This window comes from Achromobacter sp. 01N37 (assembly GCF_056399725.1).
This window is the reverse complement of sequence record NZ_JBFTRX010000016.1, coordinates 1-24,532: the sequence shown is the minus strand read 5'-3', so window position 1 is coordinate 24,532 and position 24,532 is coordinate 1. Positions and strand designations below refer to the sequence as shown.

Here is a 24,532-nt window from a genome sequence, read left to right as displayed (position 1 = left end):
GGCAATGATGTGGCTGACTCTGGGAATGTTGACGGCAGCGGCAGGCGCCGGGGGGCTGACGTGGTTGGCGTTGCGGCCATTGCTGTGGAGTAAGCAGGGGGTATCTGCCGACTTGCCGTGGTGGTGGCGGGCTGCCTGGCCTTGGGTGTCGGCGGTGGCGCCGTTGGTGGGGCCGCTGTGTTCCTGGCGATTGCGCGTTCGCCTGACCCGGCTGATTGAGCAGGCGGCGTTGCCCGCCAGCGTAGGCTATGCGCATATCGCCGCGTTGTCCGCCAGTGTTGCGCTTGTCGCGGGCATGGCCGCGGCGGGGCTCTTGTTGCTCAACGATTATCCGGTGGGGTTGGCGTTGCCATGGACGACGATTCCGGTTTTGGCCGCGGGCATCGCACCAGGGTTATGGTTGCGTAGCCTGGCGGAAAAGCGCCGCCGCAGTATCGAACGCGATCTGCCTTTCGTGTTCGACATGATGACCCTGTGCGTGGAGGCCGGTTTAAGTGTGCAAGGCGCATTACAAACCGCCGCGCAGAGCGGACCGCCCGGCGCCTTGCGAGACGCCTTGGCCGATGCCCTGGCCGAGATGCGCGCAGGGGTGGCGCGCACCGCCGCGATCAAGGCGTTGGCGGAACGCAGCAACAGCCCGCTTGCCCGGACATGGGCTGCGGCGCTGGCACAGGCGGAAGCATTGGGCATCAGTCTGGGGCCGGTGCTGCGTGCCCAGGCTGCACAATGCCGCAGTGACCGGCACCTGCGCGCCGAGCAACTGGCCATGCAGGCGCCTGTGAAAATGCTGTTGCCGCTGATCGGATGCATCTTTCCATGCACTTTCATCGTGCTGGCGTTTCCGATTGCCATCCAACTGCTTCAAAGCGTGCAATGAGCCGTCATCCTCCTCTGGCCAGGGATCGGCTGCGGTTGCTGCGAGTAAACAGCTGGATGGGGCGGATGCGGGGGCTGCTGGGAAGAAGGCCGCCCGGTGGGCGGTCCGGCATCTTGTTGATGCCGTGCGCGGCAGTGCATACCTTTGGTATGCGTTACCCCATCGACGTGGCGTTTGTATCGCGCGAGTTAAGCGTGATGCGGGTATGCAGGGCGCTGCCGCCCTGCCGCATCGCCTTATGCCTGGGCGCTATTGCTGTTGTCGAGCTGCGAGCTGGCGTTATTGATGCCGAACACCGAGGTATAGGCCGGATAGAAGCTGCAATACAACACGCCACCCGCCGCGATGTTGAACGGGATCTGCAACGTGCCGGCGAATTGGGGCGACAGCCCCATCGACACCAGCAAACCCGCGCACAAATCGATGAACAGGAATATCAAGGCCCAGGTGGCGCCATAGACCAGGAACGGCCACTTGTTGCGCCAGCAGGCGATGCCAGAAAAGAACAGGGCCTGTACCAAGCGCAGGCCATGCCAGGCAACCAAGACCGGGGCATGCCAGAACAGCGCCGCAATGATCACATAGAGGATCGCGAAGATGGTCAGCGGCACGCGCATGGCCAGCAGGACGGGTTCCAATGTGCGCTCAACCGAGGCGATGCGGAACGCTTCGGCCATTGAGTCCATGAACGGCAGGAACGTCAGCAGGCCAGTCACCATGCTCAGCCCCGCGTACAACAACCCCATCAGAAAGAGTTTGCGGAATACGCCGGGCTGCTTGAGGGGCTTGCCCCACATCGATGGAAGCATGACGCGGTCGGCGTCCACGTGCTTGCACGCCGATAGCGTCATGAGGGTGATGATGGGCATGAGCGCCACGACCAGAATCGGTCCCACCGGCGGCGTCGCGCTGGCGAAGACCACCAAAAGGCTGATGAACATGGCCCAGGTGAACATGGCCAGAGGTTGTTTGCGGAACAGACGGAAGCCGTCTCGAACCCATTGCCAGCCGGATGTCGCGGGTAGGAATGCTGCTTGCATGGCTCTCTAAAGGGTGTGATCTCTCAAAAATTGGACGTGCTAGCCCCATTATGGGGGGCGTAACGGTTACGGCAATATTGGCAAGCCGGGGCGGTGGCGTGCTTGCAACACTCTTTCGAAGTGACGCGGGTCGTGTGGCTTCAGGGTTTGCGCCGGCCGGGGCAGGAAAAAGTCGTACAGGCGGGACACCCAGAAGCGCAGGGCGGCAGCGCGCAGCATCAACGGCCAGACTTCGCGTTCCGCATCGGTAAACGGGCGGACGCTGGCGTAGGCGGCGAGCCAGGATTGCACCAGTTCCGGAATGAACTCCCCCGTATCGCGGTCAATGCACCAGTCGTTGACGCTGACTGCCACGTCGAACAGCCAGGTGTCGCAGCCCGCGAAATAGAAGTCGATGATGCCGCCCATGAGCGGGTCTTCGAAGGTGCCGGCGAACAGCACGTTGTCACGGAAAAGGTCGCAGTGCGCCGGCCCGGTCTGCAGCGCTTGCCAGGCGGGCGTTGCGACGGCGGCCTGCTGAGCAGCCAGCTCGGCGCTCAGCAACTGGGCTTGCGCGGGTTCCAGGAACGGCATGACCTTGGGCGCCGTTTCCACCCACCAGGACAGGCCACGCAGATTGGGCTGGTGAATCGGGAAGTCCTGGGCGGCCAGATGGGCGCGGGCCAGGGTGGCGCCAGCCAGGGCGCAGTGCGCGGCCCCGGGGGCGGGTTCATAGCCGCCGGGCAGGCGCGAAACAATGGCGGTGGGCTTGCCATGCAGCGTGGTCAGCCGCGTGCCGTCGCGCAGGGTCTGGGGCTGCGGCACCGGGATGCCGCGCTCTGCCAGGTGATACATCAGTTCGATGTAGAAGGGCAGTTGGGCGTGCGTCAACACTTCGAACAGCGTCAGGACGTATTCGCCCCGCGTGGTGTAGAGGAAGTAGTTGGTGTTCTCGATACCCGCCGTAATCCCTCGAAGCGAGACAAACTCGCCCAGGTCGAATTGCGCCAGAAGGGCGCGCGCGTCGTCGTCGGATACGGGAGTGAATACGGCCATTGATATGCAAAGGTGATGGGTTAACGGACGCTCGGACATGCCTGTGCGGCGGCGGCGCAATTTTAGACCACATAGCGGGTGGGGTTGCGCAGAGCCCGAAGGCCCGGCCGCGCACGCACGCCGGACATAATGCCGCTAAGCCCGTAAAATACCGCATCCCCTTGTTTTGTAGAGTGATTCTTGGACTCCCCCGACTGGCGGCTGTGTGTCGCCCCGATGATTGACGTGACCGACCGCCATTGCCGCTATTTCCACCGGCTGCTGGCGCCCCGCGCACGCTTGTATACGGAAATGATCACGACGGGCGCGCTGCTGCACGGCAATGTCCCGCGTCATCTGGATTTCGACGAAGCCGAGCATCCGGTGGCGTTGCAGCTGGGCGGCAGCGAGCCTGACGCCTTGGCGCAAGCGGCCAAGCTGGGCCGCCAATGGGGCTATGACGAAATCAACCTGAATTGCGGCTGCCCGTCGGAGCGCGTGCAAAAGGGCGCATTCGGCGCCTGCCTGATGGCGGAGCCGGCGTTGGTGGCGGATTGCATGAAAGCCATGCAGGACGCCGTCGATATCCCCGTCACCGTCAAGCATCGCCTGGGCTTGGATTACGAAGAATCCTACGCATTCGTCCGAGACTTCGTTGGCAAAATCTACGACACGGGATGCCGGATTTTCATTGCCCACGCCCGGAACGCGGTGCTCAAGGGTCTGTCACCCAAGGACAACCGCGAAATTCCGCCGTTGCGCTATGACGTGGTCAAGCAACTGAAGCAAGACTTCCCCGACTGCACGTTCGTGCTGAATGGCGGGCTGGCTGATGCGGAGCAATCCGTCCAGGCTGCGGACGAGTTTGATGGCGTGATGCTGGGTCGCGCGGCCTGGCATACCCCGCGCGTGCTGTCGGAAGTGTCGTTGCGGCTGTGGCCGTCGGTGCGCCTGCCCAGCGATGCGCAGGTCGTGGACGCCATGACCGAATACGCCGCCCGGCAAGTCGCCAAGGGCGTGCCGCTGCGTGTGATGACGCGGCCGATGCTGGGGTTGGTGAATGGTCAGTCAGGCGCGCGCCGCTGGCGCCGCATGTTGTCGGACCCGGCGCTGCTGGCCGCCAACAACCCTGACCTGATCTACGACGCCTGGCGCAGCCAGCGGCAGGCGCCGGAAATGCGCGGCGCCGCATTTCAAGCGGCGCCGGCGGGGGTGTAGCAAGCAGGGGGTGGTAGCGAGCAGTGGGTGGGTAATTGCCAGCCGTTGCCGCCAGAAGACTGCGGGGGACCGCAGTCTGACCCCCTGGCAGTTATGACTTGGCCGGTTCGGCGGTTTCCGCGGGCCAATCGCGGATATACGCCTTTAGCATGTTGTTTTCGAACTGCTGGGCGGCAACGATGGCCTGCGCCATGTCATAGAACGAAATCACGCCCATCAGGGTCGGGCCGTCCATGACCGGGATGTAGCGCGCGTGCTTTTCCAGCATCAGGCGCTGCACTTCGTCGGCGCTGGTGTTGGGCGACACGCTCACCGGGGCGTCATCCATGATCGAGCGGATGGTGGTTTCACCGGCGCCGCCATGGGCATGCATGTGACGGATGATTTCGCGGAACGTCAGCATGCCGGTCAGCGTGCCGAATTCCATGATCACCAGCGAGCCTATGTCCTGCTCGCTCATGGTTTGCACGGCCTGGGACACAGGCATGTCGGGCGACGCCGTATAGAGCGTATCGCCCTTGACGCGCAAAATCTCGCTGACCTTCAACATCGGTTCCTCCTGGGCGGACTACGCCCGAATGCATTGCTATTTCTTATTCGCTTCCAATTGCAGCAAGGGAGCGATTCCATTTTCGGTATTCTGCGCTTCTCCGCACAGTTCTTCCAGCGTGGGCGTATTTTGCTGGGAAATTACGGCTGAAGCGACTCGCAATATCTCCGGATCGTCGCGGACCCTGGGCTGATTGCGGTCAAGCAGGAAATTGTCCACCACGGGCGCCATCGACGTTTCGCGTGCGTCGCACGTCAGCACCCAGTTGTCGTCGGGGGTGCGCGTGGCCAGCCCCATGGCATTCAGCGTTTCCAGCACCTCGTTCAGTTCGTCCTGGTGCAGGTGCAGCTCAGACGCCAGCACATTGGCCGGCATGCCGGGCGGGTTGGCGGACTGGACGCGGCGCAGCGCGCGCAACGCATCCAGCGCATCAACAAACTGCGCGCCCGGATAACGGTTGATTTCCCAGCGGCCCAGGCGGATCAGCGGGGCGCTCGAGGCCAGGGTGGCGCCCAGCAGCACTGCCAACCAGGACAAATAGATCCACAGCAGGAAGATCGGCAGCGTTGCGAACGCGCCATAAATGATGGTGTACGTGGGAAACCGGGTCAGGTAATACGCGAACCCCGACTTCATGACCTCAAGCACGATGGCCGTCACGCAGCCGCCCACCAGCGCGTCGCGCCACAGCACTTCGCGGTTGGGCACGACGACGAACAGGGCGGCGAAACCCAGCGCAGTCAGTATTAGAGGGATGAAGGAAATGGCGATGCTGATGACTTCGGGCACATCCGCCACCAGCCCCAACGATTCGCGCGCCACGAACGACGTGGCCCACAAACTGGCCCCCGCCAGCACCGGCCCCAGCGTGATGATGGCCCAATAGACCAGCGCCCGTTGCGGCAGGGGGCGCTGGCGCGTGACGTGCCAGATGTCGTTGAAAGCCTGGTCGATCGTCATGATCAGCAACAGGGAGGTCACCAGCAGGAACGCGCCGCCGATCGCGGTCAGGCGCGAGGCCTGCCGGGCGAACTGGTTCAGGTATTCCATGATGTTGTCCGAGACGGACGGCGGCATCAGGCTGTTGGTCAGGAAGTCTTCCAGGGCAACGCGGAATTCCTGGAACACCGGGAAGGCAGTGAATAACGACAGCACCACGGCCAGCATGGGCACGATGGCCAGCACCGTGGTGAACGTGAGGCTGGAGGCGACTTGAAGCAGCTTTTCTTCGTTCGCGCGTTGCGCGGTGAATCGGAAGACGCGTCCGGCCCTCGCGACCCATGAAGAGCGCGAAGTCGAGGGGTCGGTAGCCGCCGGGGTTGCGGCGTCGGGCTCGGCGGGGCGATTCATCAGGCGATAATAGCAGCATGAACCCTGAACTCAACCCCCGCTTGCGCCTCGTGGCCTCGGTTTCACTGTTCGCCCTGATCGTCTTGTGCGTCACCTGGGAAACCGTGGTGGCGCCGGTGCGGCCGGGCGGTTCCTGGATGCTGCTGAAGGCGCTGCCGCTGGCGTTTCCCTTGCGCGGCATCCTGCGCGGAAATCTCTATACCTATCAGTGGGCGTCGATGTTGTCGTTGCTGTATTTGATGGAAGGGGCCGTGCGCGCGATGTCCGATCCCGCTCCGCTTTCCGTGCTGATGGCATGGGGCGAGATCATCCTTTCGGCGACCTTCTTTCTTAGCGCCATTTTCTATGTGCGGCCCGCCAAACGGGCTGCCAGGAGCCAACGCGCATGAGCGTCCCTTCGAGCGTCCATTCCCTGTCAGATCTCCAGGCAGACAATTCATTCGCGGCGCTGCCCGCGGCGTTCTATACCCGTTTGACGCCCCAAGGGCTGAATAATCCACGCCTGCTGCATGCCAACGCGGATGCGGCGGCGCTGATCGGCCTGGACCCGTCGGCGTTTTCCACGCCTGAATTCCTGCAAGTATTTTCCGGTGCGCAGCCCTTGCCAGGCGGGGACACGCTAGCGGCCGTTTATAGCGGCCATCAGTTTGGGGTGTGGGCGGGGCAACTGGGGGATGGGCGCGCCCATCTGCTGGGTGAAATCAAGGGCCCGGCGGGCGGCTGGGAATTGCAATTGAAGGGCGCGGGCATGACGCCGTATTCCCGCATGGGGGATGGCCGCGCCGTCTTGCGGTCGTCGGTGCGCGAATATCTGGCCAGCGAAGCCATGCATGGGCTGGGCATTCCCACCACGCGCGCGCTGGCGCTGGTGGTGTCCGATGATCCGGTCATGCGTGAAACCGTCGAAACCGCCGCCATCGTGACGCGTATGTCGCCTAGTTTTGTGCGTTTCGGCTCGTTCGAGCATTGGTCGTCTCGCCGCCAGCCAGACATGCTCAAAACGCTGGCCGATTATGTCGTTGACCGCTTCTATCCGGAATGCCGCGAGGCGTCAGCGGGCGAGCCGCAGACTGATGCGGCCGTCTATATGAATCTGCTGCGCGCCGTCACGCGGCGTACCGCCTTGCTGATGGCCGATTGGCAGGCGGTGGGGTTTTGCCACGGGGTGATGAATACCGACAATATGTCGATCCTGGGCCTGACGCTGGACTACGGTCCGTATGGTTTCATGGATGGATTCCGTCTGGGCCATGTCTGCAACCATTCCGACACGGAAGGGCGCTATTCCTGGAACCGGCAGCCGTCAGTGGCGCTGTGGAACCTGTATCGCCTGGGCGGCAGCCTGCACACGCTCGTTCAAGACGTGGAAGGGCTGCGCGCGGTGTTGGACGAGTACGAAGCGGTGTTCACCCGTGCCTTCCATGACCGGATGGGCGCCAAGCTGGGCTTGGCGGCATGGCGGCCGGCTGACGAACCCTTGTTGGACGACCTGCTCAAGCTGATGGACGCCAACCAGGCGGATTTCACCTTGTCTTGGCGCAGGCTGGCGGATGCCGTGCTGGGGCAGCGCAGCGCGTTTGAGGATTTATTCATTGACCGAGCCTCGGCCGCAGCCTGGCTGGACCGGCTGCTGGCGCGCCATCAGGAAGATGGGCGGTCGGCGCAAGACGTGGCAGACGCCATGAACCGCGTCAACCCGCTCTATGTCTTGCGTAATCATTTGGCCGAAGAGGCCATTCGCGCGGCGAAGACGGGCGATGTCAGCGAGATCGATACGCTGATGACGCTGTTGCGCAATCCGTATGAAGCTCAAGCGGGCTATGAACGGTATGCCGGGCTGCCGCCGGATTGGGCGGGCAGTTTGGAAGTCAGTTGCTCGTCTTGACGCAAAATGCGTTCGTTTCCGAAAATAAACTAACCAATTCTTGTGCTTTTACGAGAAAAAGCGGTGATAGGCAGTGAAATATGGCGTTTTTTTTCACTGCAATCATTCGTTTCCATTGTAAATCTCGTAAGATTGTCGCCTGCGGGACACTCAGGATGGTATGCCGCATCCTTGGGGCATTTGTCGACAATTTTCAATATAAAGCACTCTGAATATGCCTGGCGCAGATGGTTTGCTATGTATCGGTCTGCTCGAGGATGATGCCGACTTCCGTGAGGAGTTGGCGTTAGGCTTGGGCGGATATGGTTTTCGGGTGGCATTTGCTTGCGACAATGCTGCGGCGTTTTATCGCCGATTGCAGGAGCAGCCGTGCGATATCGTCATTTTGGATGCTCACCTGCCCGGCGAAGACGGATTCTCCGTCGCCACCCGCCTGCGCGCGTTGAGTCCGGTTGGCATCGTCATGCTGACGGGGCGCAGTGCGCTTGAGGATCGCGTGCGGGGGCTGGAAGGCGGGGCGGACGTCTATATGACAAAGCCCGTGGATTTGCTGGAGCTTAGCTCGGTCATTCGCAGCCTGGCCCGACGCATGCGTCTGGCCAAAGCCCCGCGCCCCGCGGATACCGAAACGCGGGCCTCGGCAGACAGCACGTGGTCATTGCAGGACGGAGGCTGGATTCTGGTGGCCCCCGACGGTGCGTCGCTGCATCTGAGCGCGCAGGAGCGAACCTTCCTGATGGCCTTGATGGATGCCGCCGGCAGCGCGGTCAGCCGCCAGGTCTTGGCGGAACTATTCCTGCCGGACAGCCCCGGTGGTTTTGAACTGCGCCGCATCGACGTGCTGGTGAGCCGTCTGCGCGCCAAGGCGCAAAGCGCGGGGCTCAAATTGCCGGTGCTGTCTGTGCGCGGCCAGGGTTACGTGTTCGCGGCCTGAGCGTCTGGCGAATCTGACGAATCTGCTGCGCTGGCGGGATTTGCCGGATTTTCCGAGCTCGCTGCGTTTACCTGGTCTGGCGAGTTTGCCGAATTTGCCTTCACTGGCAGCGTAATCACAAACCGGGTCCCCACGCCGACCGTGCTCTGCATGGTCAGAGACCCACCTTGGTTCTGGCAAATGCGGCGCGCCAGATATAGCCCGATCCCCATGCCCTGCGTTTCCCGGTGCGCGGAGCGCCGGAAATGCGGCTCGAAAATCCGAGTTTGTTCTTCCTCGCCAATGCCCGGGCCGCGGTCAACCACGGCAATCCACGCCATCGGCACGTCGTTAACGCGAACCTGCCCGGCTTCGATCTTGACCGGCTCGTTGGCGGGCGAATATTTGATGGCGTTGTGGATCAGGTTGCGCACGACCACGCTGGTCAGCGGGCGGTCGCAATAAACAGGCAATTGATCATCGGCCTGTACCACGAGCGCGTGCGCGGTGTCGGGCTGCATGGCGGTCACGACGTCGCGGGCCAGTTCGGCCAGATCGGTGTATTCGCCACGCGGCGTCCAGGCCTGCTCTTCAAGTCGGTCCTGATTCAGCAGTTGGTCCATCAGCTCTGTCATGCGGGCAACCGAGCGATGAATGCGGCCCAAGCGATTGTCAACGGCTTCGCCACTGTCAGACAGAATCATGTCCAGCGATTGCGCCGCCGCGCTGATCGTCGCCAGCGGTGCGCGCAATTCGTGGGAGATCAACGCATTCATCTGCCGCTGGGTGTCCAGCGCGCCCGCCAACTCGGCCAGGCGCAGCTCACCTTGGGCGACATGTTCAGCATCGGCGTAATCGTGTGCTGGCTGTTCTGCGCTGAGGGGCGGGCGGCTCTGCCGCGCCAGGGCCACACTGAGCAAGGCGCCAAAAACCAATAGCAATCGGACCAGTTCGGCCACGGTGCCGGCGTTGTCGGCGCCATCGGACAACCATGCGTCATGCCCCAGCATCCACGCTGACGCTACATATACACCGGCCAAGACGAGCGACAGCAGGCGATCCGTCTTGCGCAGCAATGTGCGTGCGCCGAACCACAGGCAAAGCGGCACGCTGATGCCCGCACAGACGCCGGCGATCAAGGCGGGGATCAGGCCGTTCTCGGTTTCATAGACGAAGATCAGCGCCAGCGCAGCCACGCCCGCCAGCACGATGGCAAGTCCGCGGCAAGCGCTCGCCAGCAAGGAAGCTTGCGGGGTATCGGCAAACCGCGTGGCAAGCAGTGGCGCGGTCAGCGCCAGCAAGGCAGCAAAGGAACCGGCTTGCAATGCGCCGGGAGGCAAGAAGGCGGGCAGCGACCGGAACAGGCCTTCCAGCAGCATGAAGGCCAGTCCCGCGCCGAAGAGGGCGTCACGGGTGTAGCCCCACGCCACCACGCACGCCAGGCCGCAAGCCATCGCGACCCCGGCCGTCAGGCCAAGTTGCATGTCGTCGTAGGAGCCATTCAAGCCATACGCCCACACCACACCCGGCCAGAGCAACACGCACAGCAGCATGCCGAATCGCGACAGCGAGGCTTGCGATCCGGCGAGGGCACGATGCACACGTTGTTGGCGAAAACGCCAGCGGGTGCGAAGAAACAATCCTTCCGTCAACTAGGAACCCATTGGTGATCCGGCGCGAGGCCGCGCGTATGGGCGAAGTTTACGACAGCCCCGCGGATTGCGCGGACGCCAAGGTCTTCCAAAATCTCTTGGGTGGCTGAATCGGGCACATCTTCGGCGTAAACCGCCATGTCCAATGTCGTGGCTGTGGCCACGACCGTGGCGGCCAGATGTTGGCTGCCAGGGCTGTGAAGCAAGCCGGTAATAAAGCCGCCGCACAGTTTCAGATACGACGCCGGGTACTCATGCAGCCGTTCCATCGCACCGAATTGCTGTGACAGCCGCGACACCCCGACACGTGCGCCGGCGGCGGTGACGATGTCGCACAGCTGGCGCAGGTCGCTGCCTTGCTCGACGAGACCGGCGGCGTCCACTTCAATGATCAGGCGCGCCGTCAGCGCCGGCCGGTCTGCCAGCATGCGCTCCAATCGGGAAAGAAAGGAGGTCTGCGCGAGCGAGGCCAGTGACACGGGCACCGTCAGCGATTCGGAATGCGTGAACAGCCAATCCATGCCCAGGCGGATAGCCTGAATATCGCATTCGGCCGACAGGCCCAGCCGGACGGCAGGCGGCATGAAAATCGAAGCTGGAACGGGATCGCCGCCAGAGGTGTCGTGCAGGGTCAAGCTGGCTTCGTAGTGCAGCAGGGCGCCCGACACGTCATAGAGCGGCAATACTGATAGCGAAAAGCGGTGCTGCTCCAGCGCCGTCACCAAGGCGTCGTGCCAGCTGTATTCACCAATACGCGTGCTGTCGGCCGCTTGGCTGGCGGGCGCAATCTGGTCATCGTCGGCACTTTCCGCGCACATCAGCGCATGGTCCAGCCGCGCCAGCGTATCGCTCATGTTGTCGCCCGGCGCGAACGCCGTCATGGCCAGCGCCCAGCGGCACCACCCGTACTTATCCATCGGCACCCGCAGCGACCGCAGCTCACGGCGCACGCGTTCGGCCAGCAGGCTGGCTTGCGGCGCGGACGTGCGGGGCATGAGGAGAGCGAAGTCCGAACCGCTGATGCGTGCGATTTGCGCGTCCGGCCCGCCGAACTCGGCAATCAGCTTGCGTAGCCGGTCCGAGGATGAACGCAACCACTGGTCCGTAAACGCCCGCGACAAATGGCGATTGATCTGCGCCAGGTCACGCTGCCGGAACATCAGGATATGGCCTGCGGATTCAGACGACTTGTCAGCCAGCGCCGACCTGAACTGGTCAACGAAATATTTGCGGTTGTGCAGGCGGGTGATGGGGTCCCGATAGATCTCGCTTTGCAGGGACTCGATCTTTGCGTTCTGTTCTTCGACCGTCGCGGCCACGCGGCGCTGGGCGTCGACCAGCGCTTGGTCCACCCCCGCCAGCTCGCACGATCCGGCAGGCGCCGTACTGTTGCCGGGGGCCAATGCGCGGACGCGTTCGCAGATGTCGCGCGACGTTCGCGTCTCAATCCATCGCACCAGGTTCACGGCGAACAATGACCAGAAGACGCCCGCGGCCAACACCAAGCCCAGCACGCGCACGCCGCCTTGCCACAGCGTATCGCGCGCCAATCGCGTGTCGGCCTGTACCGTGACGGTGCCTCGGACACGGCCGTCCGCCGACACATACGGGCGTGATATCGCGGGTGCCTGCACGTTCAGCCACGCGTTGCGCCAGTCCCCGTCTCGCGTCGAAGCGCCAGGCTGCTTTTGCCGTTCGACGACCGGGGTGCCCCCTTCGTTCGTGATACGCACCAGCGCATACAAGCCCTGCCCAAACAGCTCATCCGCCAAGACGGCCCGGTCCCCAGCGCTGGACGGAGAGTGGGACAGCGCCCAGGTCAGGGCGCTGGCGCCGCCTTCACTTTGTTGCGTCAGCTGCGTATTCAGATAGCGGTGAGCAGCCAACATCCCCAGCGCCTGAGCGCCGAGCAGGATGAAGCCGATCAAGAGGGCAGTGCAAAGAAGTATCCGGCGTAATGTCGACATGGGTGTGGGATTCCCTTCGCGGGCAGTGAGCCAGTTCATCGCAACACTGGCGGGCCGCCGGTTAAAGGGGGCGTCGGGCTACGAGTGTGCCCGACGGAAAAAAACCTGGATAGGAAACGTGACACACGTTACTAATACCGCAGTGGCGCCTCGGACACTGTAATTCGGTATGTCACAGAACGTACAGAATATTACGAAAATCGCCACCATATCTGACAACCTGTGCAATTATTTCGATCGTGATAATTGCCCGATTGAGAACTATTGAGACAGGGCGTATTAATTTTTGGGCGTTGGCTGTCGTAGTAAGGGTAGGGCATGGATCTTTGGACCGGCCAGCACATGCTACCCAAGGACCACATGACCATCCACGAGCAACCTGAGAGCCTTAGGATTTCAAGGAAAAGAGGCGCGTTGCCTCTGAAGTGTGGCGTTTTTTTGCGAAAATAATGCATAATTTAAAAAATGTTACAGCCCTTGGGTTCTTTCTTGGACCGCAACGCCAGGGGTTTCTAGATAGGGGGCTCCGTGCGTGAGAGTTACCTGCTCGCACTGTGCCTGACGCTCGCGGGCGCACTTGCGGCGATAAGCGTGTTCTTTGTTCGCAGGGAACGCGCATTGCGTCACCGGCTGACGCGCGATGAATTGACCGGCGTCCTTAGCCAGCAGGAGCTGCATCGTCGCGCGCGTTTGTTGCTGGCCCAGAAAGAAGGGCCGGCGCGCCGGGGCGCCTTTTTCCTGGTCAGCTTTGAGCAATACGCCGAGATCAGCGCGATGCTGCGCGCCGGCGAAGAGCAGGCGCTGCTGGTGCAAGTGGCCAATCGGTTGGGTTTGCTGGCCCGCACGCTGGGGGGCTTGGTGGCGCGTACCGGTACCGACGCCTTCACGCTCTGTGTGCCCGAGGTGGATGAGCCCGGAGCGGCGCAGGTGTCGGCCAAACTGCTGGAAGATCTGAGCGTGCCCTATGAGCTGGGTGGCCGCCCGCTGATTGCGGTCTTCCGCATCGGAGCGGCGTTGTACCCCGAGCACGGCCGCACCGTGGAAGAGCTGCAACGCTGCGTCCAGGTAGCCATGGTTCCCTTGAAAGAGCGTGGCGGCCCGGGCTGGAATCTGTTTGATTTCAGGTTGTTAGCCCGCCATCGGGACGAGCAAGGCCTGGAAAACGACCTGCGTCTGGCGCTGACCACGCCCGCCATGGAACAGTTCGAATTGTTCTACCAGCCGGTCTGCGATAGCGGCACCGGAGTGGTGCAAGGGTGCGAGGCGCTGCTGCGTTGGCATCACCCCACGCTGGGCAGTGTGTCGCCCGCCGTCACCATCGAGCTGGCGGAACGCAGCGGCCTGATCGTGCCGCTGGGCGCGTGGATTCTGGAACGCGCCTGCTCGCAAGCCGCGCAGTGGCCGGCGGCCTGGCGCGTGCATGTGAATTTGTCGGTCAAGCAGATGAACGAGGACGGCCTGGTGCAACTCGTGTCGGATGTGCTGGCCGCTACGGAACTGTCACCCAGCAAGCTGGTGCTGGAGATCACGGAATCGATCTTCATCCTGCATTACGAGCGGCACGTGAAGATTCTGAACATCCTGCGCGCGCAAGGCATCGGCGTTGCGCTTGACGATTTTGGCTGCGGCTATTCCAGTCTGAATCATCTTCGCCACCTGCCCATCGATTGGGTGAAGATCGATCGCAGTTTCATCTCGGCGCTGGAATCCGATGCCGGCAGCCGCGAAGTCGTCTCTGCGCTGTTCGGCCTGTGCCAGGCGATGCGCCTGCCCGTCGTGGCCGAAGGCGTTGAAACCGAAGGTCAGCGCGAAATCCTGAAGTCCCTGGGTTGCCGCGTCATGCAGGGATTCCTGCTGGGACGGCCGGCGCCTGCCGCCGAAATCCAGGCTTTGGCCGCGGCGGTGTCATAATCTGGGTTGCTCGCAAACCCGACCTGTTGACCTCCTATGCCCGGCAATACCCTAGGTACCCTTTTTACCGTCACGAATTTCGGCGAATCCCACGGGCCGGCCATCGGTTGCGTCGTGGATGGCTGTCCTCCGGGGCTGAGCCTGGACGCCGCCGATATCCAGCTTGAATTGGATCGCCGCCGCCCTGGCACCTCGCGTCACGTGACGCAGCGCCAGGAAGCCGACCAAGTCGAAATACTGTCGGGTGTGTACGAAGGCGTGACCACGGGCACCCCCATTGGTCTGCTGATCCGCAACACGGATGCGCGCAGCAAAGACTATTCCAACATCGCCGACACGTTCCGCCCCGGCCATGCCGATTACGCCTACTGGCGCAAGTTCGGCGTGCGCGATCCGCGCGGCGGCGGCCGGTCGTCGGCCCGCCTGACGGCGCCCACGGTTGCCGCCGGCGCCATCGCCAAGAAATGGCTGGCCGAACAATACGGCGTGAAAGTGCGTGGCTACATGAGCCAGCTGGGTCCCATCGAGATTCCTTTCGTGACCTGGGACGAAGTTCCGAACAACGCGTTTTACGCACCCAATGCCGACGTCGTACCTGAGCTGGAAGCCTACATGGACCAGTTGCGCCGCGACGGCGATTCCATCGGCGCGCGCATTGAAGTCGTCGCCGAAAACCTGCCAGCGGGCTGGGGCGAACCCATTTACGACCGCCTGGACGCCGACATCGCTCACGTGATGATGGGCTTGAACGCCGTCAAGGGCGTGTCGATTGGCGCGGGCTTTGCCAGCATTGCGCAGCGCGGCTCCGAGCACGGCGACGAAATCACGCCAGACGGTTTCCTGACCAACCACGCGGGCGGCGTGCTGGGCGGTATCTCGACCGGCCAGCCGATCACCGTGTCGCTGGCCATCAAACCCACGTCCAGCATTCGTGTCGAGCGCCGTTCGGTCAATCGCGCCAATGAACCCACCGTCGTGCAGACGCTGGGCCGCCATGATCCGTGCGTGGGCATCCGCGCAACCCCGATTGCCGAAGCGATGCTTGCTCTGGTGCTGATCGACCACGCCCTGCGTCATCGCGGGCAGTGCGGCGACCCCATCTGATCTATCCCCGGCAGTCTTGCCCATCGTCTCCAGGAGGCCGATTTGAACCGTAAACGTCATCTGTTGCGCGGCACGGCCGTCGCGCTGGCGCTGACTGCGCTAGCCGGTTGCACCGGCATGAACACCACGCAGTCCGGCGCCATCGGCGTGAACCGCACGCAGTACATGTCCAGCCTGGTGCCCTCGCAGGCGCTGGAGCAAGAAGCCAGCCAGCAATACACCGACATCCTCAAGCAGGCCCAAGCCAAGGGGCTGCTGGATCGCGATGCGCAGCAGGTGGCACGCGTGCGCGCCATTTCCCAGCGGCTGATCGCGCAAGCGGGGGTGTTCCGCCCCGACGCCAGCGCCTGGAAGTGGGAAGTGCATGTGCTGTCCAGCGACGAGGTCAACGCCTGGTGCATGCCGGGCGGCAAAATCGCGGTCTATACCGGCCTGATTTCGAAGATCAAACCCACCGATGACGAGCTGGCCGCCGTGCTCGGCCACGAAATTGCCCATGCCTTGCGCGAGCACGCGCGCGAACGCGTATCGCAGCAGATGGCCACGAACCTGGGCTTGCAGGTCTTGTCGATTGCCACCGGTTCCAGTGCGGCAGGCGATCTGGGCGGGGAACTCACCAATGTGATGTTCACCTTGCCGAACAGCCGCACGCACGAGACCGAAGCGGATCGCATGGGCGTGGAACTGGCGGCCCGCGCGGGTTTTGACCCGCGCGCCGCCGTCACGCTGTGGCAGAAGATGGGCGCGGCGGACAGCGGCAATGCACCGCCCGAAATCCTGTCTACGCACCCGTCGGCGGCCTCGCGCATTACCGACTTGCAGGCCGCCGCGCAGCAGGTGATGCCGCTGTATCAGCAGGTCAAGAAGTAGCGCTTGGCGCTGGCGCTGGCTTGACGCCCGGCCCGCGCATGATGGTGATACCCAGGCTGGCCAGGATGCGCCGCGTTTCGGCATCCGGCACGTCTTCGGCATACACCGCAATGTTCAGCGTGCGGGCGGTCTCAAGCACCGAGGCCGTCAACTGCTGGCTGCCCGGGCTTTGCGACATGCCGCCCACAAAACCACCCCCCAGCTTCACGTAGGACAGCGGCAGCGTATGCAGTTGGGCCACTGCGCCAAACTGCTGCGCCAACCGGCGCACGCCGATATGGGCGCCGAATTCTGACGCCACGCGGGCGAGCGTCGCGATCTGTTCGTGGCATTCCACCAAACCGTGCGCATCGATTTCCAGGAACAGGCGATGCGCCAGCGGGCGGCGTTCCGTCAGCAGCAGCGCCAACTGGCGGAAGAACTTCTGGCCACGCAATGAGGGCAGGGCAACGCGCACCGCCAATTCGCCGTCGTGGCTTGCCAGCCAATCCAATCCCAAACGCACGGATTCCAGATCGCAATCGGCCACCAGGTCGAGCCGCACCGCGGGCGGAATGAACAGCGTGGCGGGAATCGCCTCCTGGTCGGGGGCCGTGCGCAACATCAGCATGGCTTCGGTGCGCACCGTGCCACCGTCGGCAGCCAGCAAAGGCTCCGTCGCCAGCTCGAAATGCTTGTCTTCCAGCGCGGTCAGAATCGCGTCCTTCCACGCCCGCTCGCCCGATTCCGACGGCGACTGCATGTCGGTCGCGCCCGCAATCACGACGTGATCGTTGTTGGCGCTTTCGGCGCGCATCAGCCCGAAGTCCAGGCGCGCCAGCACGGGGCCGGCCTGATTGCCCTGGCTGTAATCCGTCATGGCCGACGCCCAGCGGCAGAGATGGCCTTCGCCCACCGGGATGCGCGAGGCGTGCAGGTCCGCGCGCAGCCGTTCGGCAACCATCATCGCCTGGGGCGCTGCGCAATTAGGCAGCAGCAACGCAAAGTCAGATCCATTCAGACGAGCCAGCATGGGGGCGGCCACGTTCAAGGACTTCAGCGTGCCTTGAATGCGTTCGCACGCGGCGCGCAGCCACTGGTCGATGAATTCGCGCGGCATGTGTCGGTTCAGGTCGGCCAGATCACGTTGGCGGAACACCAGCACATGCCCGCCGCGCTTGGCGGCCGGATCTTCCAGCGCGCGCCGGAACTCGTTGACGAAGTACTTGCGGTTGGGCAGGCCGGTCACCGGGTCCTGGTTAAGCTCCAGCTCCAGCGATTCGATCTTGGCGTTTTGTTCCTCGACGCTGGCGTACACGCGTTCGCGCGTTTGATTCAGGGCCTGCACCACGCCCGACAGCTCGGGCACGCGCGCTTCAACTTGTTCGGGCGGCGAGTCCTGGCCAATGCTGCGCACGTGGTCGCTGATTTCCCGCAGCAGGCGGTTCTTGATCCAGCCCACCAGCACGAACGCGAACACGGCCCACAGCACGCCCGCGCCCACCACCAGCGCAATCATCTTCAAGCTGCTGCGCCACAGGGCTTCCCAGGCGTAGGCGTCGTTGGCGGTAAGCGTCACTTCACCAATCTGGCGCCAGCCGTCGCTGACCGCGTGGCTGGCCGATTGCGTGTCCAGCGGCGCCAGCTTCTGGAACCAGGCGGGCACCGCGTTCGGCGTGGCGGTGGACTTGCGTTCGATCAGCACCTTGCCATCGGGGTCCGTCAATCGCACCAGCGAAAAATGGCCGCCGTCATACAACGCGGACAGCAGCAGTTCCTGAAGCACCGGGTCGTTATTGGCGGGCTGCGACAAGGACAGCGCCAGCGATACCGCCGCGTCGGTGCTTTGCACCTGCAATTGGCCCGACAGGTATTCACGCGCCGAGTTCACGCTGAGCGCCAAGGTACCCAGCAAGATGACGCCAATCGCCAAGGTCACGCTGAGCAGTAGCTGTCGAAGTATGGACATAGTCTTGTTTCCGGCGATCAGGGGCGGATGCCTTCCCGATCCATGCGTTGAAGTAGATCACGCCAGCGGCTGAGCCGATCAACCGGCGCGGCGGGTTTGCCATCCACGTAGACCCCGTCGGCATTAAAGCTGAACACCGGCGTCAGATCGCGGCGCTGCGTGGCGGGCAGGATGGTTGAAATCAGGCTGTCCAGCACCAGCGGGACTGCATTCGGCGTTTCGTAATAGCCCAGCACCATGTGGGCGACCTGGCTGCTGCTGGCCGGTCCGCCGACGCGCGCGCGAACATAGATGAAGCGCAGCTTGTTGGCGGGTACGCCCATGGCCAGCAGCGTGAAGTACTTGCCGATGACATAGTCTTCGCAGTCACCCGCGCCTTTGCCCAGCGATTCCAGCGGCGTGGCCCAATAATCGGCCTGCCCCCAGATGGTCGCGTCTTCGCCAGACAGCAGCGCGCGATTCCAAAAATCATTCGCCGTCGTGAGACGGTCGCGTTCCAGCGCCGGCGGCGGGGCACGCAACAACTGTAGCCAGTTCCCGACCGACTTTGCACCCTTGGCGCCATAGCGGCTGGCGGCCAGGCTTTGCAGACGATCGGAATTTACCTCGAGCGCAAAGCTGCCGCCCCAGACGCAAGCCAGGCATAGCAGCACCAATCGGCACAGGGTCACCAAGCCGCGGAAACGGTGAGTCGAGGACATGAAACGGATTTTCACATTTTTCCGACTGTCGCAGACATGCCAGAGGAAAAAATGCTGGCGAACAAGGGGCGGGCCGCGGCCGGCCCGCCCCTTGCCACACCAAGGTATCGCCGTGGTGCTTAGCTGTGGTCGACGTTCAGCTTCCCCTTTTGCAGCAGGTCATTGATGATGGCCTGGTTGCTGAGCGCACCGTTGTTCGTCAGGTCCACGTTCTCCAGCACGATCTTCTGGTCAGCGCCTTGGGCAATCTGGCCCTTGGTGTTGATGTCGATGACCGTGTTGTTGCCTTCCTTGTGGATGTTCAGGTACTGCGTCAGCGTGCCGTCCTTCTCGCCAATCAGCAGATCCTTCAGATCCAGAACGTCGCCGCCATTGGCGATGGTGTCGGCGGAGAAGTCCTTGATCGTGTCGACCGACGGCGCGCCCACGGCGCCCTGATCGTTCAACTCCCACTTGAACGTGTCGCTGCCGGCGCCGCCGTACAACGTGTCGTCGCCCTTGCCGCCAATCAGCGTGTCAGTGCCCGACCCGCCATCCAGCACGTCGTTGCCCGCGCCACCATGCAGGTAGTCGTTGCCCGAGCCGCCGTAGAGGACGTCGTTGCCGTCATCGCCATACAGGGTGTCGTTGCCGCCCTGGCCGTAGATGATGTCGTCGCCCGTGCCGCCGTGGACGGTGTCGTCCCCGCCGCGCAGATCATCCGTCAGGTTGAACTGCGCGTGGTTGGCCTTCAGGTAGTCGTAGATTTCCGTGCTGGTCGCGGCATGGCCGTTCTGGTAGGCCAGGAAGTCCTGCAACGCCTTCAGGCCTTGGCCATCGTGCGATCCGGCGGCGACGGTGCCCCAGGCAAGGTGATCGGTATTGATCGTGTCGCCAAAGATGATGTCGTTGCCCGCGCCGCCGTTGATGACGTCGTTACCCACCACGGCCGGGTCCAGGCTGGAGCTGCCGCTTTGCAGCGCGGCGGCCAGGTCTTCACCCTTAAGCACGATGTCCACATCGCCGCCAGGGGCTGCGATGACGTTGCTGGCCGTGTAATTCGTACGCATGATGTCGTCGATATACACCGTAGCGTTGCCGCTGCCCGAGGTGTTGTCGGCCACATCGAACACAAAGCGATAGGTGCTGCCCGCGTACGTATTGGTGGTGATGGTGGTCCAGTTCGACATGGCGCTGGTGATGCTGCCCTTGTCGATGGTGATCCAGCTGCCGTCCGCCTTCTGCAACTGCAACGACCACGTGAACACGTCGCCCGTGTTGAAGCTGCCCGTGGCTGCCGAGAAGCTCATCTTGCCGTAGCCGGAGTAGTTGAACGTCGGCGTGATGGCGTTGGTGCTGGTGCCGCCAGCCGTATCAATGATGCGGATGTAGTCGCTGCTGACGCGGCTCACTGACCCGCCATTGCCCGTACCGGAAACCGTCCAGGTGCCAACGTTGCCCCAGCCCGAGCTCGAGTTGAAGTTGGCAATGGTGCTGGTGCTGGAACCGCTGCCGAAACTGGCATAGGTCGTCACCGCGCCGCCCGTGCTGCCCGTGTTGTCGAACAGGCGCAGGTAGTCTTCATTGACGCCGTTGCCGATGCCAATGCCGTGCACGGTGCTCATGTTGGACAGCGGCGTGAACGCATTCACGRATTCCTGCACCGTGGTCTGGTCGGTCGTACTGCCATCGCCACCCGTCGTGCCGTTGCTCTTGATGTAGTAGGTTGGGTCGCCGTCAGTCAGGAAGAACGTGACGTTTTCATACCCGTTCGCCACCGATTTGCCTGCCGCCGTCTGGCCGTTGAACCACGACACGGCGCTGTTGAAGGCCGCTTCGTAGTTCGTGCCGCCGGTTGCCGACAGATTATTGATGGCGTTCAGCAAGGTCTGGACGTTCGACGACGTCAGATTCTGCAGCGTAACCGGCGTACCCGCCGACGTCGCAAAACCAATCAGCGTGACGTTGACGATGCCGTCATGGCCCACCAATTGGTTGGCCAGGTTCGTCAGTGCGTCCTTGACGAGCGCAATGCGCGACTGGCCCGAACCCGAGGTCGAACCGTCCAGCTTGTACGCCATACTGCCCGACGTATCCACGACCAGGGCAATGTTGTAGTTCTTGCCCGGCTCTACGGTCACGACCGTGCCGCCCTTGTCGCCCAGGATGATGTCGTCGCCCGAACCGCCGTTCAGCACCGGCGTGGTGCCCGTGCCGCTGCCGACGTTTTCGCCCGTCACCACATTGTTGGTGTTCAAGACGAAGTTGTACGTGCCCGAGGTGTTCTGGCCGCCATGGTCGGTGCCACCGCCATCGCGCACCTGGAACCCGATCGAGGTATCCAGGCCATTGGCCGACGGCGTGAAGACCAGCTTGCCAGCCGCGATATCCGCCGCCGACACCGCCGTGTTCAGCGCGACGGGGCTGCCGTTCAGCGTCAACGTGCCATCGGTGGGCAGGCGCGAGATGATCACGCTTTGCAGGGCGTTGCTTTCGGCGCCGTCGCTGAAATTGAACTCGGCCACCGTGAAGACATGGCTGGTGCCGATTTCCACATTGGCAGAGTTATCCGCAGCAACCGGCGCGTCGTTCGTGCCCACAATCGACACCGAGATCGGTTGAACCGTCGTGCCGTCGCCCGCGACCACGTTGAACGACTCGGAAAGCGTGGCGCCAGCAGGCAGGTTCTGCACCGCCGGCAGGCTGTTGTTCAGCGTGTACGTCCAGTTCCCGTTGGCGTCGATCGAGAACGTGCCGTACTTGCCAACCACATTGGTCTGCGCCACCACGCCGCTCTGGCCCACGTCCGCATCCACTACGTTCAGCTTGCCGCTGGTGGACAGGGTGTAGTCCTCGGTCACCGTGCCGGACGTCTGGCCGGTGATCGCCGGCGCGTCGTTCGTGCCCGTGATGGTGACCGTGACCGGCAACTGCGCCGTGCCACCATGGCCGTCGTTGACGGTCACTGTGATGGTGTCCGTCACCTGCTGGCCTTCCTTCAGGCCTTGGACATTGGCGCTGGCGTTATTCAGCGTGTAGGTCCACTTGCCCGAGCTGTCGACCGTAAACGTGCCGTATGTACCGGCCCCGCTGTTGCTGACCGACCACGTGTGCGTATCGGTCGTATCGATGTCGGTCTTGGTCAGTTGGCCGGTGGTAGTCAACGTGCCATCTTCCTTCACCGCGCCCGTCGTCACGCCGGCCATGGTAGGCGCATCGTTGGACCCGGTGACGGTCACGGTGATGACCTGCGTGGCCGTGCCGCCGTGGCCGTCATTGATGGTCACGGTGATGGTGTCGGTCACCTTCTGGCCATCGGCCAGCGCCTGAACCTTGGCGTTGGCGTTGTCCAGCGTGTACGTCCACTTGCCGGCCGCATCCACCACGAAGGAACCGTACGTGCCCTTGCCGGCGTTGTTCAGCGTCCACGTGTGGGTGTCGGTGGTGTCGACATCCGCCTTGGTCAACTGGCCGCTGACCACTTGCGTGCCGTCTTCGGTCACGCCACCACTGACAACGCCGCCGATCGTCGGGGCATCGTTGGTGCCAGTGACGGTGATGGTGACGACTTGCTGCGCCGTACCGCCGTGGCCGTCGTCGACAGTGACGGTGATGGTGTCGGTCACTTGCTGGCCATCGGCCAGGGCTTGCACCTTGGCGTTGGCGTTATCCAGCGTGTAGGTCCACTTGCCGGTGCTGTCCACCGCCAGCGTGCCGTACGTGCCCTTGCCAGTATTGTTGACGGACCAGGTGTGCGTGTCGGTTGCGTCGACATCGGTCTTGGTCAACTGGCCGGTAATGACTTGCGTGCCATCTTCCTTCACCGCACCGGTCGTCACGCCGCCAATAGTCGGGGCATCGTTCGTGCCGGTAACGGTGATGGTGATGACCTGCTGCGCCGTCCCGCCATGGCCGTCGTCGACGGTCACGGTGATGGTGTCGGTCACTTGTTGGCCGGCAGCCAGGGCTTGCACCTTGGTGCTGGTGTTGTCCAGGTTGTAAGTCCACTTGCCGGTGGCATCGACGGCGAAGGTGCCGTACGTACCCTTGCCAGCGTTGTTGACGGACCAGGTGTGCGTGTCAGTGGCGTCAACATCGGTCTTGGACAACTGACCCGAGATGCTGCTCTGCGCGGCATCTTCCGTAACCGCTCCAGTCGATGCACCTGAGATGGTCGGGGCATCGTTGGAGCCGGTGACGGTGATGGTGATGACCTGCTGCGCAGTCCCGCCATGGCCGTCATCGACGGTCACGGTGATGGTGTCGGTCACTTGCTGGCCGGCAGCCAGGGCTTGCACCTTGGTGCTGGTGTTGTCCAGGTTGTAGGTCCACTTGCCGGTGGCATCGACCACGAAGGAACCGTACGTGCCCTTGCCGTCGCCCGGAACCGACCACGTATGGGTGTCGTTGGTATCGACGTCAACGGCAGTCAGTTGGCCATTGATCGTCTTGACGCCGTCTTCAACGACTGCGCCGGTCGATGCGCCCGTGATGGTGGGGGCGTCGTTGGCACCCGTGATGGTCACGGTGATGACCTGCGTAGCCGTGCCGCCATGGCCGTCGTTGACGGTCACGGTGATGGTGTCGGTTACTTGCTGACCGGCAGCCAGGGCTTGGACCTTGGTGCTGGCGTTGTCCAGGTTGTACGTCCACTTGCCGGTCGCATCGACCGAGAACGAACCGTACGCGGCCTTGCCGTCGCCCGGAACCGACCAGGTGTGGCTGTCGGTGGCGTCAACATCCACGGCAGTCAGTTGGCCCGAAGTCGTCTTGGTCAGGTCTTCGGTGACATTGCCCGTTGCCGCGCCCGTGACGGACGGCAGGTCGTTGGAGCCGGTGACGGTGATCGTAATGACCTGCGTAGCCGTGCCGCCATGGCCGTCGTTGACGGTCACGGTGATGGTGTCGGTCACTTGCTGACCGGCGGCCAGGGCTTGCACCTTGGTGCTGGTGTTGTCCAGGTTGTACGTCCACTTGCCGGTCGCGTCGACCGAGAAGTTGCCGTACGTACCGTTGCCGTCGTTGTTGACGGACCAAGTGTGCGTGTCGGTCGTGTCGACGTCGATGGCCTTCAGTTGGCCATTGATGGTCGTTGCGACGTCTTCAGTCACCGCACCCGTCGCCGCGCCGGAGATGGTCGGAATGTCGTTGGTGCCGACGATGGTGACCACGACTTGGCCGGTGGTGCCATCCGCCGTCGTAACGATGAACGTCTCCGTCAGGGTCTTGCCCGCGCCCAAGCCTTGAACGGCCGGGTCGTTATTGGTCAGGGTGTAGGCCCACTTGCCATTGGCGTCGATGGAGAAGGTGCCGTGCTGACCGGCAGCATTGGTCTGCGTTTGGAAGACCGCTTGACCAGCGTCGGGATCGGTGACTTCGAGCTTGCCGCCGGTCGTAAGCGTCACGTCTTCGGTGACCGAACCCTTGTCATCGCCGGGTTGAGCCGGATTGATGGTCGCGCCGTCGTCCGTGCCGTTGATGGTGACCGTGACTTGCTTGTCGACGATTCCGCCGTTGCCGTCGTTGACGGTCACGGTGAAGGTTTCGGTAAAG

At 63.1% G+C, this 24,532-nt stretch carries 17 protein-coding genes and 1 pseudogene; 9 read left to right on the top strand and 9 right to left on the bottom strand.

The features are described from left to right. Window positions 1-4 precede the first annotated feature (4 nt). Window positions 5-877: a type II secretion system F family protein gene (locus AC1DSJ_RS25345; protein ID WP_346552670.1), complete on the top strand. Its 873-nt coding sequence runs from the start codon at window positions 5-7 to the stop codon at window positions 875-877. Further along, window positions 805-1,107 (top strand): annotated as a pseudogene (locus AC1DSJ_RS25340) (DUF192 domain-containing protein); the annotation flags it as partial. The gene AC1DSJ_RS25345 and the pseudogene AC1DSJ_RS25340, both read left to right, overlap by 73 nt. A 6-nt stretch (window positions 1,108-1,113) precedes the next feature. Here the strand turns inward: AC1DSJ_RS25340 and AC1DSJ_RS25335 are convergent. Together AC1DSJ_RS25335 and AC1DSJ_RS25330 are read right to left on the bottom strand one after the other, a co-directional pair. After that, a complete protein-coding gene (locus tag AC1DSJ_RS25335; protein WP_054427471.1) occupies window positions 1,114-1,917 on the bottom strand; it encodes a BPSS1780 family membrane protein in 804 nt (267 codons plus the stop codon). Window positions 1,918-1,983: 66 nt separating this feature from the next. Further along, window positions 1,984-2,952, bottom strand: a complete 969-nt coding sequence (locus tag AC1DSJ_RS25330; RefSeq protein ID WP_054427472.1) for a homoserine kinase — start codon at window positions 2,950-2,952, stop codon at window positions 1,984-1,986. A gap of 180 nt (window positions 2,953-3,132) precedes the next feature. On the opposite strand from AC1DSJ_RS25330, the gene dusA reads away from it, so the two are divergent. Then, a complete protein-coding gene (dusA, locus tag AC1DSJ_RS25325; protein ID WP_082387277.1) occupies window positions 3,133-4,149 on the top strand; it encodes a tRNA dihydrouridine(20/20a) synthase DusA in 1,017 nt (338 codons plus the stop codon). Window positions 4,150-4,240: 91 nt separating this feature from the next. On the opposite strand, the gene AC1DSJ_RS25320 is transcribed toward dusA, so the two are convergent. Both AC1DSJ_RS25320 and AC1DSJ_RS25315 read right to left on the bottom strand, forming a co-directional pair. Next, window positions 4,241-4,699, bottom strand: coding sequence for a CBS domain-containing protein (locus AC1DSJ_RS25320; protein WP_006218678.1), 459 nt, complete (start codon window positions 4,697-4,699; stop codon window positions 4,241-4,243). Window positions 4,700-4,735: 36 nt separating this feature from the next. Beyond that, window positions 4,736-6,049, bottom strand: a complete 1,314-nt coding sequence (locus AC1DSJ_RS25315) for a YihY family inner membrane protein (RefSeq protein ID WP_054427474.1) — start codon at window positions 6,047-6,049, stop codon at window positions 4,736-4,738. A 17-nt stretch (window positions 6,050-6,066) separates the two neighbouring features. Between AC1DSJ_RS25315 and AC1DSJ_RS25310 the strand changes: the two genes are divergently transcribed. The 3 genes from AC1DSJ_RS25310 (at window position 6,067) to AC1DSJ_RS25300 (ending at window position 8,868) form a co-directional block, all read left to right on the top strand. Beyond that, window positions 6,067-6,438 carry a DUF2069 domain-containing protein gene (locus AC1DSJ_RS25310; protein ID WP_054427475.1) on the top strand — a complete coding sequence of 124 codons (372 nt, stop codon included), beginning with the start codon at window positions 6,067-6,069 and terminating at the stop codon, window positions 6,436-6,438. Then, a complete protein-coding gene (locus tag AC1DSJ_RS25305; RefSeq protein ID WP_441372378.1) occupies window positions 6,435-7,934 on the top strand; it encodes a protein adenylyltransferase SelO in 1,500 nt (499 codons plus the stop codon). The genes AC1DSJ_RS25310 and AC1DSJ_RS25305 overlap by 4 nt, the downstream gene beginning before the upstream one ends. Before the next feature lie 214 nt (window positions 7,935-8,148). Continuing rightward, window positions 8,149-8,868: a response regulator transcription factor gene (locus AC1DSJ_RS25300; RefSeq protein ID WP_054427477.1), complete on the top strand. Its 720-nt coding sequence runs from the start codon at window positions 8,149-8,151 to the stop codon at window positions 8,866-8,868. Here the strand turns inward: AC1DSJ_RS25300 and AC1DSJ_RS25295 are convergent. After that, window positions 8,850-10,448, bottom strand: coding sequence for a sensor histidine kinase (locus AC1DSJ_RS25295; protein WP_441372377.1), 1,599 nt, complete (start codon window positions 10,446-10,448; stop codon window positions 8,850-8,852). The two genes, AC1DSJ_RS25300 and AC1DSJ_RS25295, sit on opposite strands and share 19 nt — an antisense overlap. A gap of 47 nt (window positions 10,449-10,495) precedes the next feature. After that, window positions 10,496-12,466 carry a bifunctional diguanylate cyclase/phosphodiesterase gene (locus AC1DSJ_RS25290; RefSeq protein WP_476760410.1) on the bottom strand — a complete coding sequence of 657 codons (1,971 nt, stop codon included), beginning with the start codon at window positions 12,464-12,466 and terminating at the stop codon, window positions 10,496-10,498. Between the two features lie 528 nt (window positions 12,467-12,994). Here AC1DSJ_RS25290 and AC1DSJ_RS25285 point away from each other — a divergent pair. The 3 genes from AC1DSJ_RS25285 to AC1DSJ_RS25275 are packed head-to-tail and all read left to right on the top strand — an operon-like array spanning window position 12,995 to window position 16,351. Continuing rightward, on the top strand, window positions 12,995-14,377 hold the full coding sequence (locus AC1DSJ_RS25285; protein WP_441372375.1) for a putative bifunctional diguanylate cyclase/phosphodiesterase: 1,383 nt from the start codon (window positions 12,995-12,997) through the stop codon (window positions 14,375-14,377). 36 nt (window positions 14,378-14,413) lie between these two features. Continuing rightward, window positions 14,414-15,481 carry a chorismate synthase gene (aroC, locus tag AC1DSJ_RS25280; RefSeq protein WP_054427479.1) on the top strand — a complete coding sequence of 356 codons (1,068 nt, stop codon included), beginning with the start codon at window positions 14,414-14,416 and terminating at the stop codon, window positions 15,479-15,481. A gap of 42 nt (window positions 15,482-15,523) precedes the next feature. Beyond that, window positions 15,524-16,351 (top strand): M48 family metallopeptidase, encoded by an 828-nt coding sequence (locus tag AC1DSJ_RS25275; RefSeq protein ID WP_175169819.1) that lies wholly within the window; start codon window positions 15,524-15,526, stop codon window positions 16,349-16,351. On the opposite strand, the gene AC1DSJ_RS25270 is transcribed toward AC1DSJ_RS25275, so the two are convergent. From AC1DSJ_RS25270 to AC1DSJ_RS25260, 3 genes are all read right to left on the bottom strand, one after another. Next, window positions 16,341-18,299: a bifunctional diguanylate cyclase/phosphodiesterase gene (locus tag AC1DSJ_RS25270; RefSeq protein WP_441372374.1), complete on the bottom strand. Its 1,959-nt coding sequence runs from the start codon at window positions 18,297-18,299 to the stop codon at window positions 16,341-16,343. The genes AC1DSJ_RS25275 and AC1DSJ_RS25270 overlap by 11 nt on opposite strands. Before the next feature lie 17 nt (window positions 18,300-18,316). Then, window positions 18,317-19,000 carry a transglutaminase-like cysteine peptidase gene (locus AC1DSJ_RS25265; RefSeq protein WP_054427494.1) on the bottom strand — a complete coding sequence of 228 codons (684 nt, stop codon included), beginning with the start codon at window positions 18,998-19,000 and terminating at the stop codon, window positions 18,317-18,319. A gap of 119 nt (window positions 19,001-19,119) precedes the next feature. Next, window positions 19,120-24,532 (bottom strand): VCBS domain-containing protein (locus tag AC1DSJ_RS25260; protein ID WP_476760409.1); only part of this gene is annotated, 5,413 nt, incomplete at its 5' end.

Bases quoted from the DNA above. Each gene is read 5' to 3' on its own strand.
- AC1DSJ_RS25330 (WP_054427472.1), bottom strand. From the start codon at position 2,952: ATGGCCGTATTCACTCCCGTATCCGACGACGACGCGCGCGCCCTTCTG.
- AC1DSJ_RS25335 (WP_054427471.1), bottom strand. From the start codon at position 1,917: ATGCAAGCAGCATTCCTACCCGCGACATCCGGCTGGCAATGGGTTCGA.
- AC1DSJ_RS25345 (WP_346552670.1), top strand. From the start codon at position 5: ATGATGTGGCTGACTCTGGGAATGTTGACGGCAGCGGCAGGCGCCGGG.
- AC1DSJ_RS25265 (WP_054427494.1), bottom strand. From the start codon at position 19,000: ATGTCCTCGACTCACCGTTTCCGCGGCTTGGTGACCCTGTGCCGATTG.
- AC1DSJ_RS25310 (WP_054427475.1), top strand. From the start codon at position 6,067: ATGAACCCTGAACTCAACCCCCGCTTGCGCCTCGTGGCCTCGGTTTCA.
- aroC (WP_054427479.1), top strand. From the start codon at position 14,414: ATGCCCGGCAATACCCTAGGTACCCTTTTTACCGTCACGAATTTCGGC.
- AC1DSJ_RS25300 (WP_054427477.1), top strand. From the start codon at position 8,149: ATGCCTGGCGCAGATGGTTTGCTATGTATCGGTCTGCTCGAGGATGAT.
- AC1DSJ_RS25305 (WP_441372378.1), top strand. From the start codon at position 6,435: ATGAGCGTCCCTTCGAGCGTCCATTCCCTGTCAGATCTCCAGGCAGAC.
- AC1DSJ_RS25270 (WP_441372374.1), bottom strand. From the start codon at position 18,299: ATGTCCATACTTCGACAGCTACTGCTCAGCGTGACCTTGGCGATTGGC.
- AC1DSJ_RS25320 (WP_006218678.1), bottom strand. From the start codon at position 4,699: ATGTTGAAGGTCAGCGAGATTTTGCGCGTCAAGGGCGATACGCTCTAT.
- AC1DSJ_RS25315 (WP_054427474.1), bottom strand. From the start codon at position 6,049: ATGAATCGCCCCGCCGAGCCCGACGCCGCAACCCCGGCGGCTACCGAC.
- AC1DSJ_RS25290 (WP_476760410.1), bottom strand. From the start codon at position 12,466: ATGTCGACATTACGCCGGATACTTCTTTGCACTGCCCTCTTGATCGGC.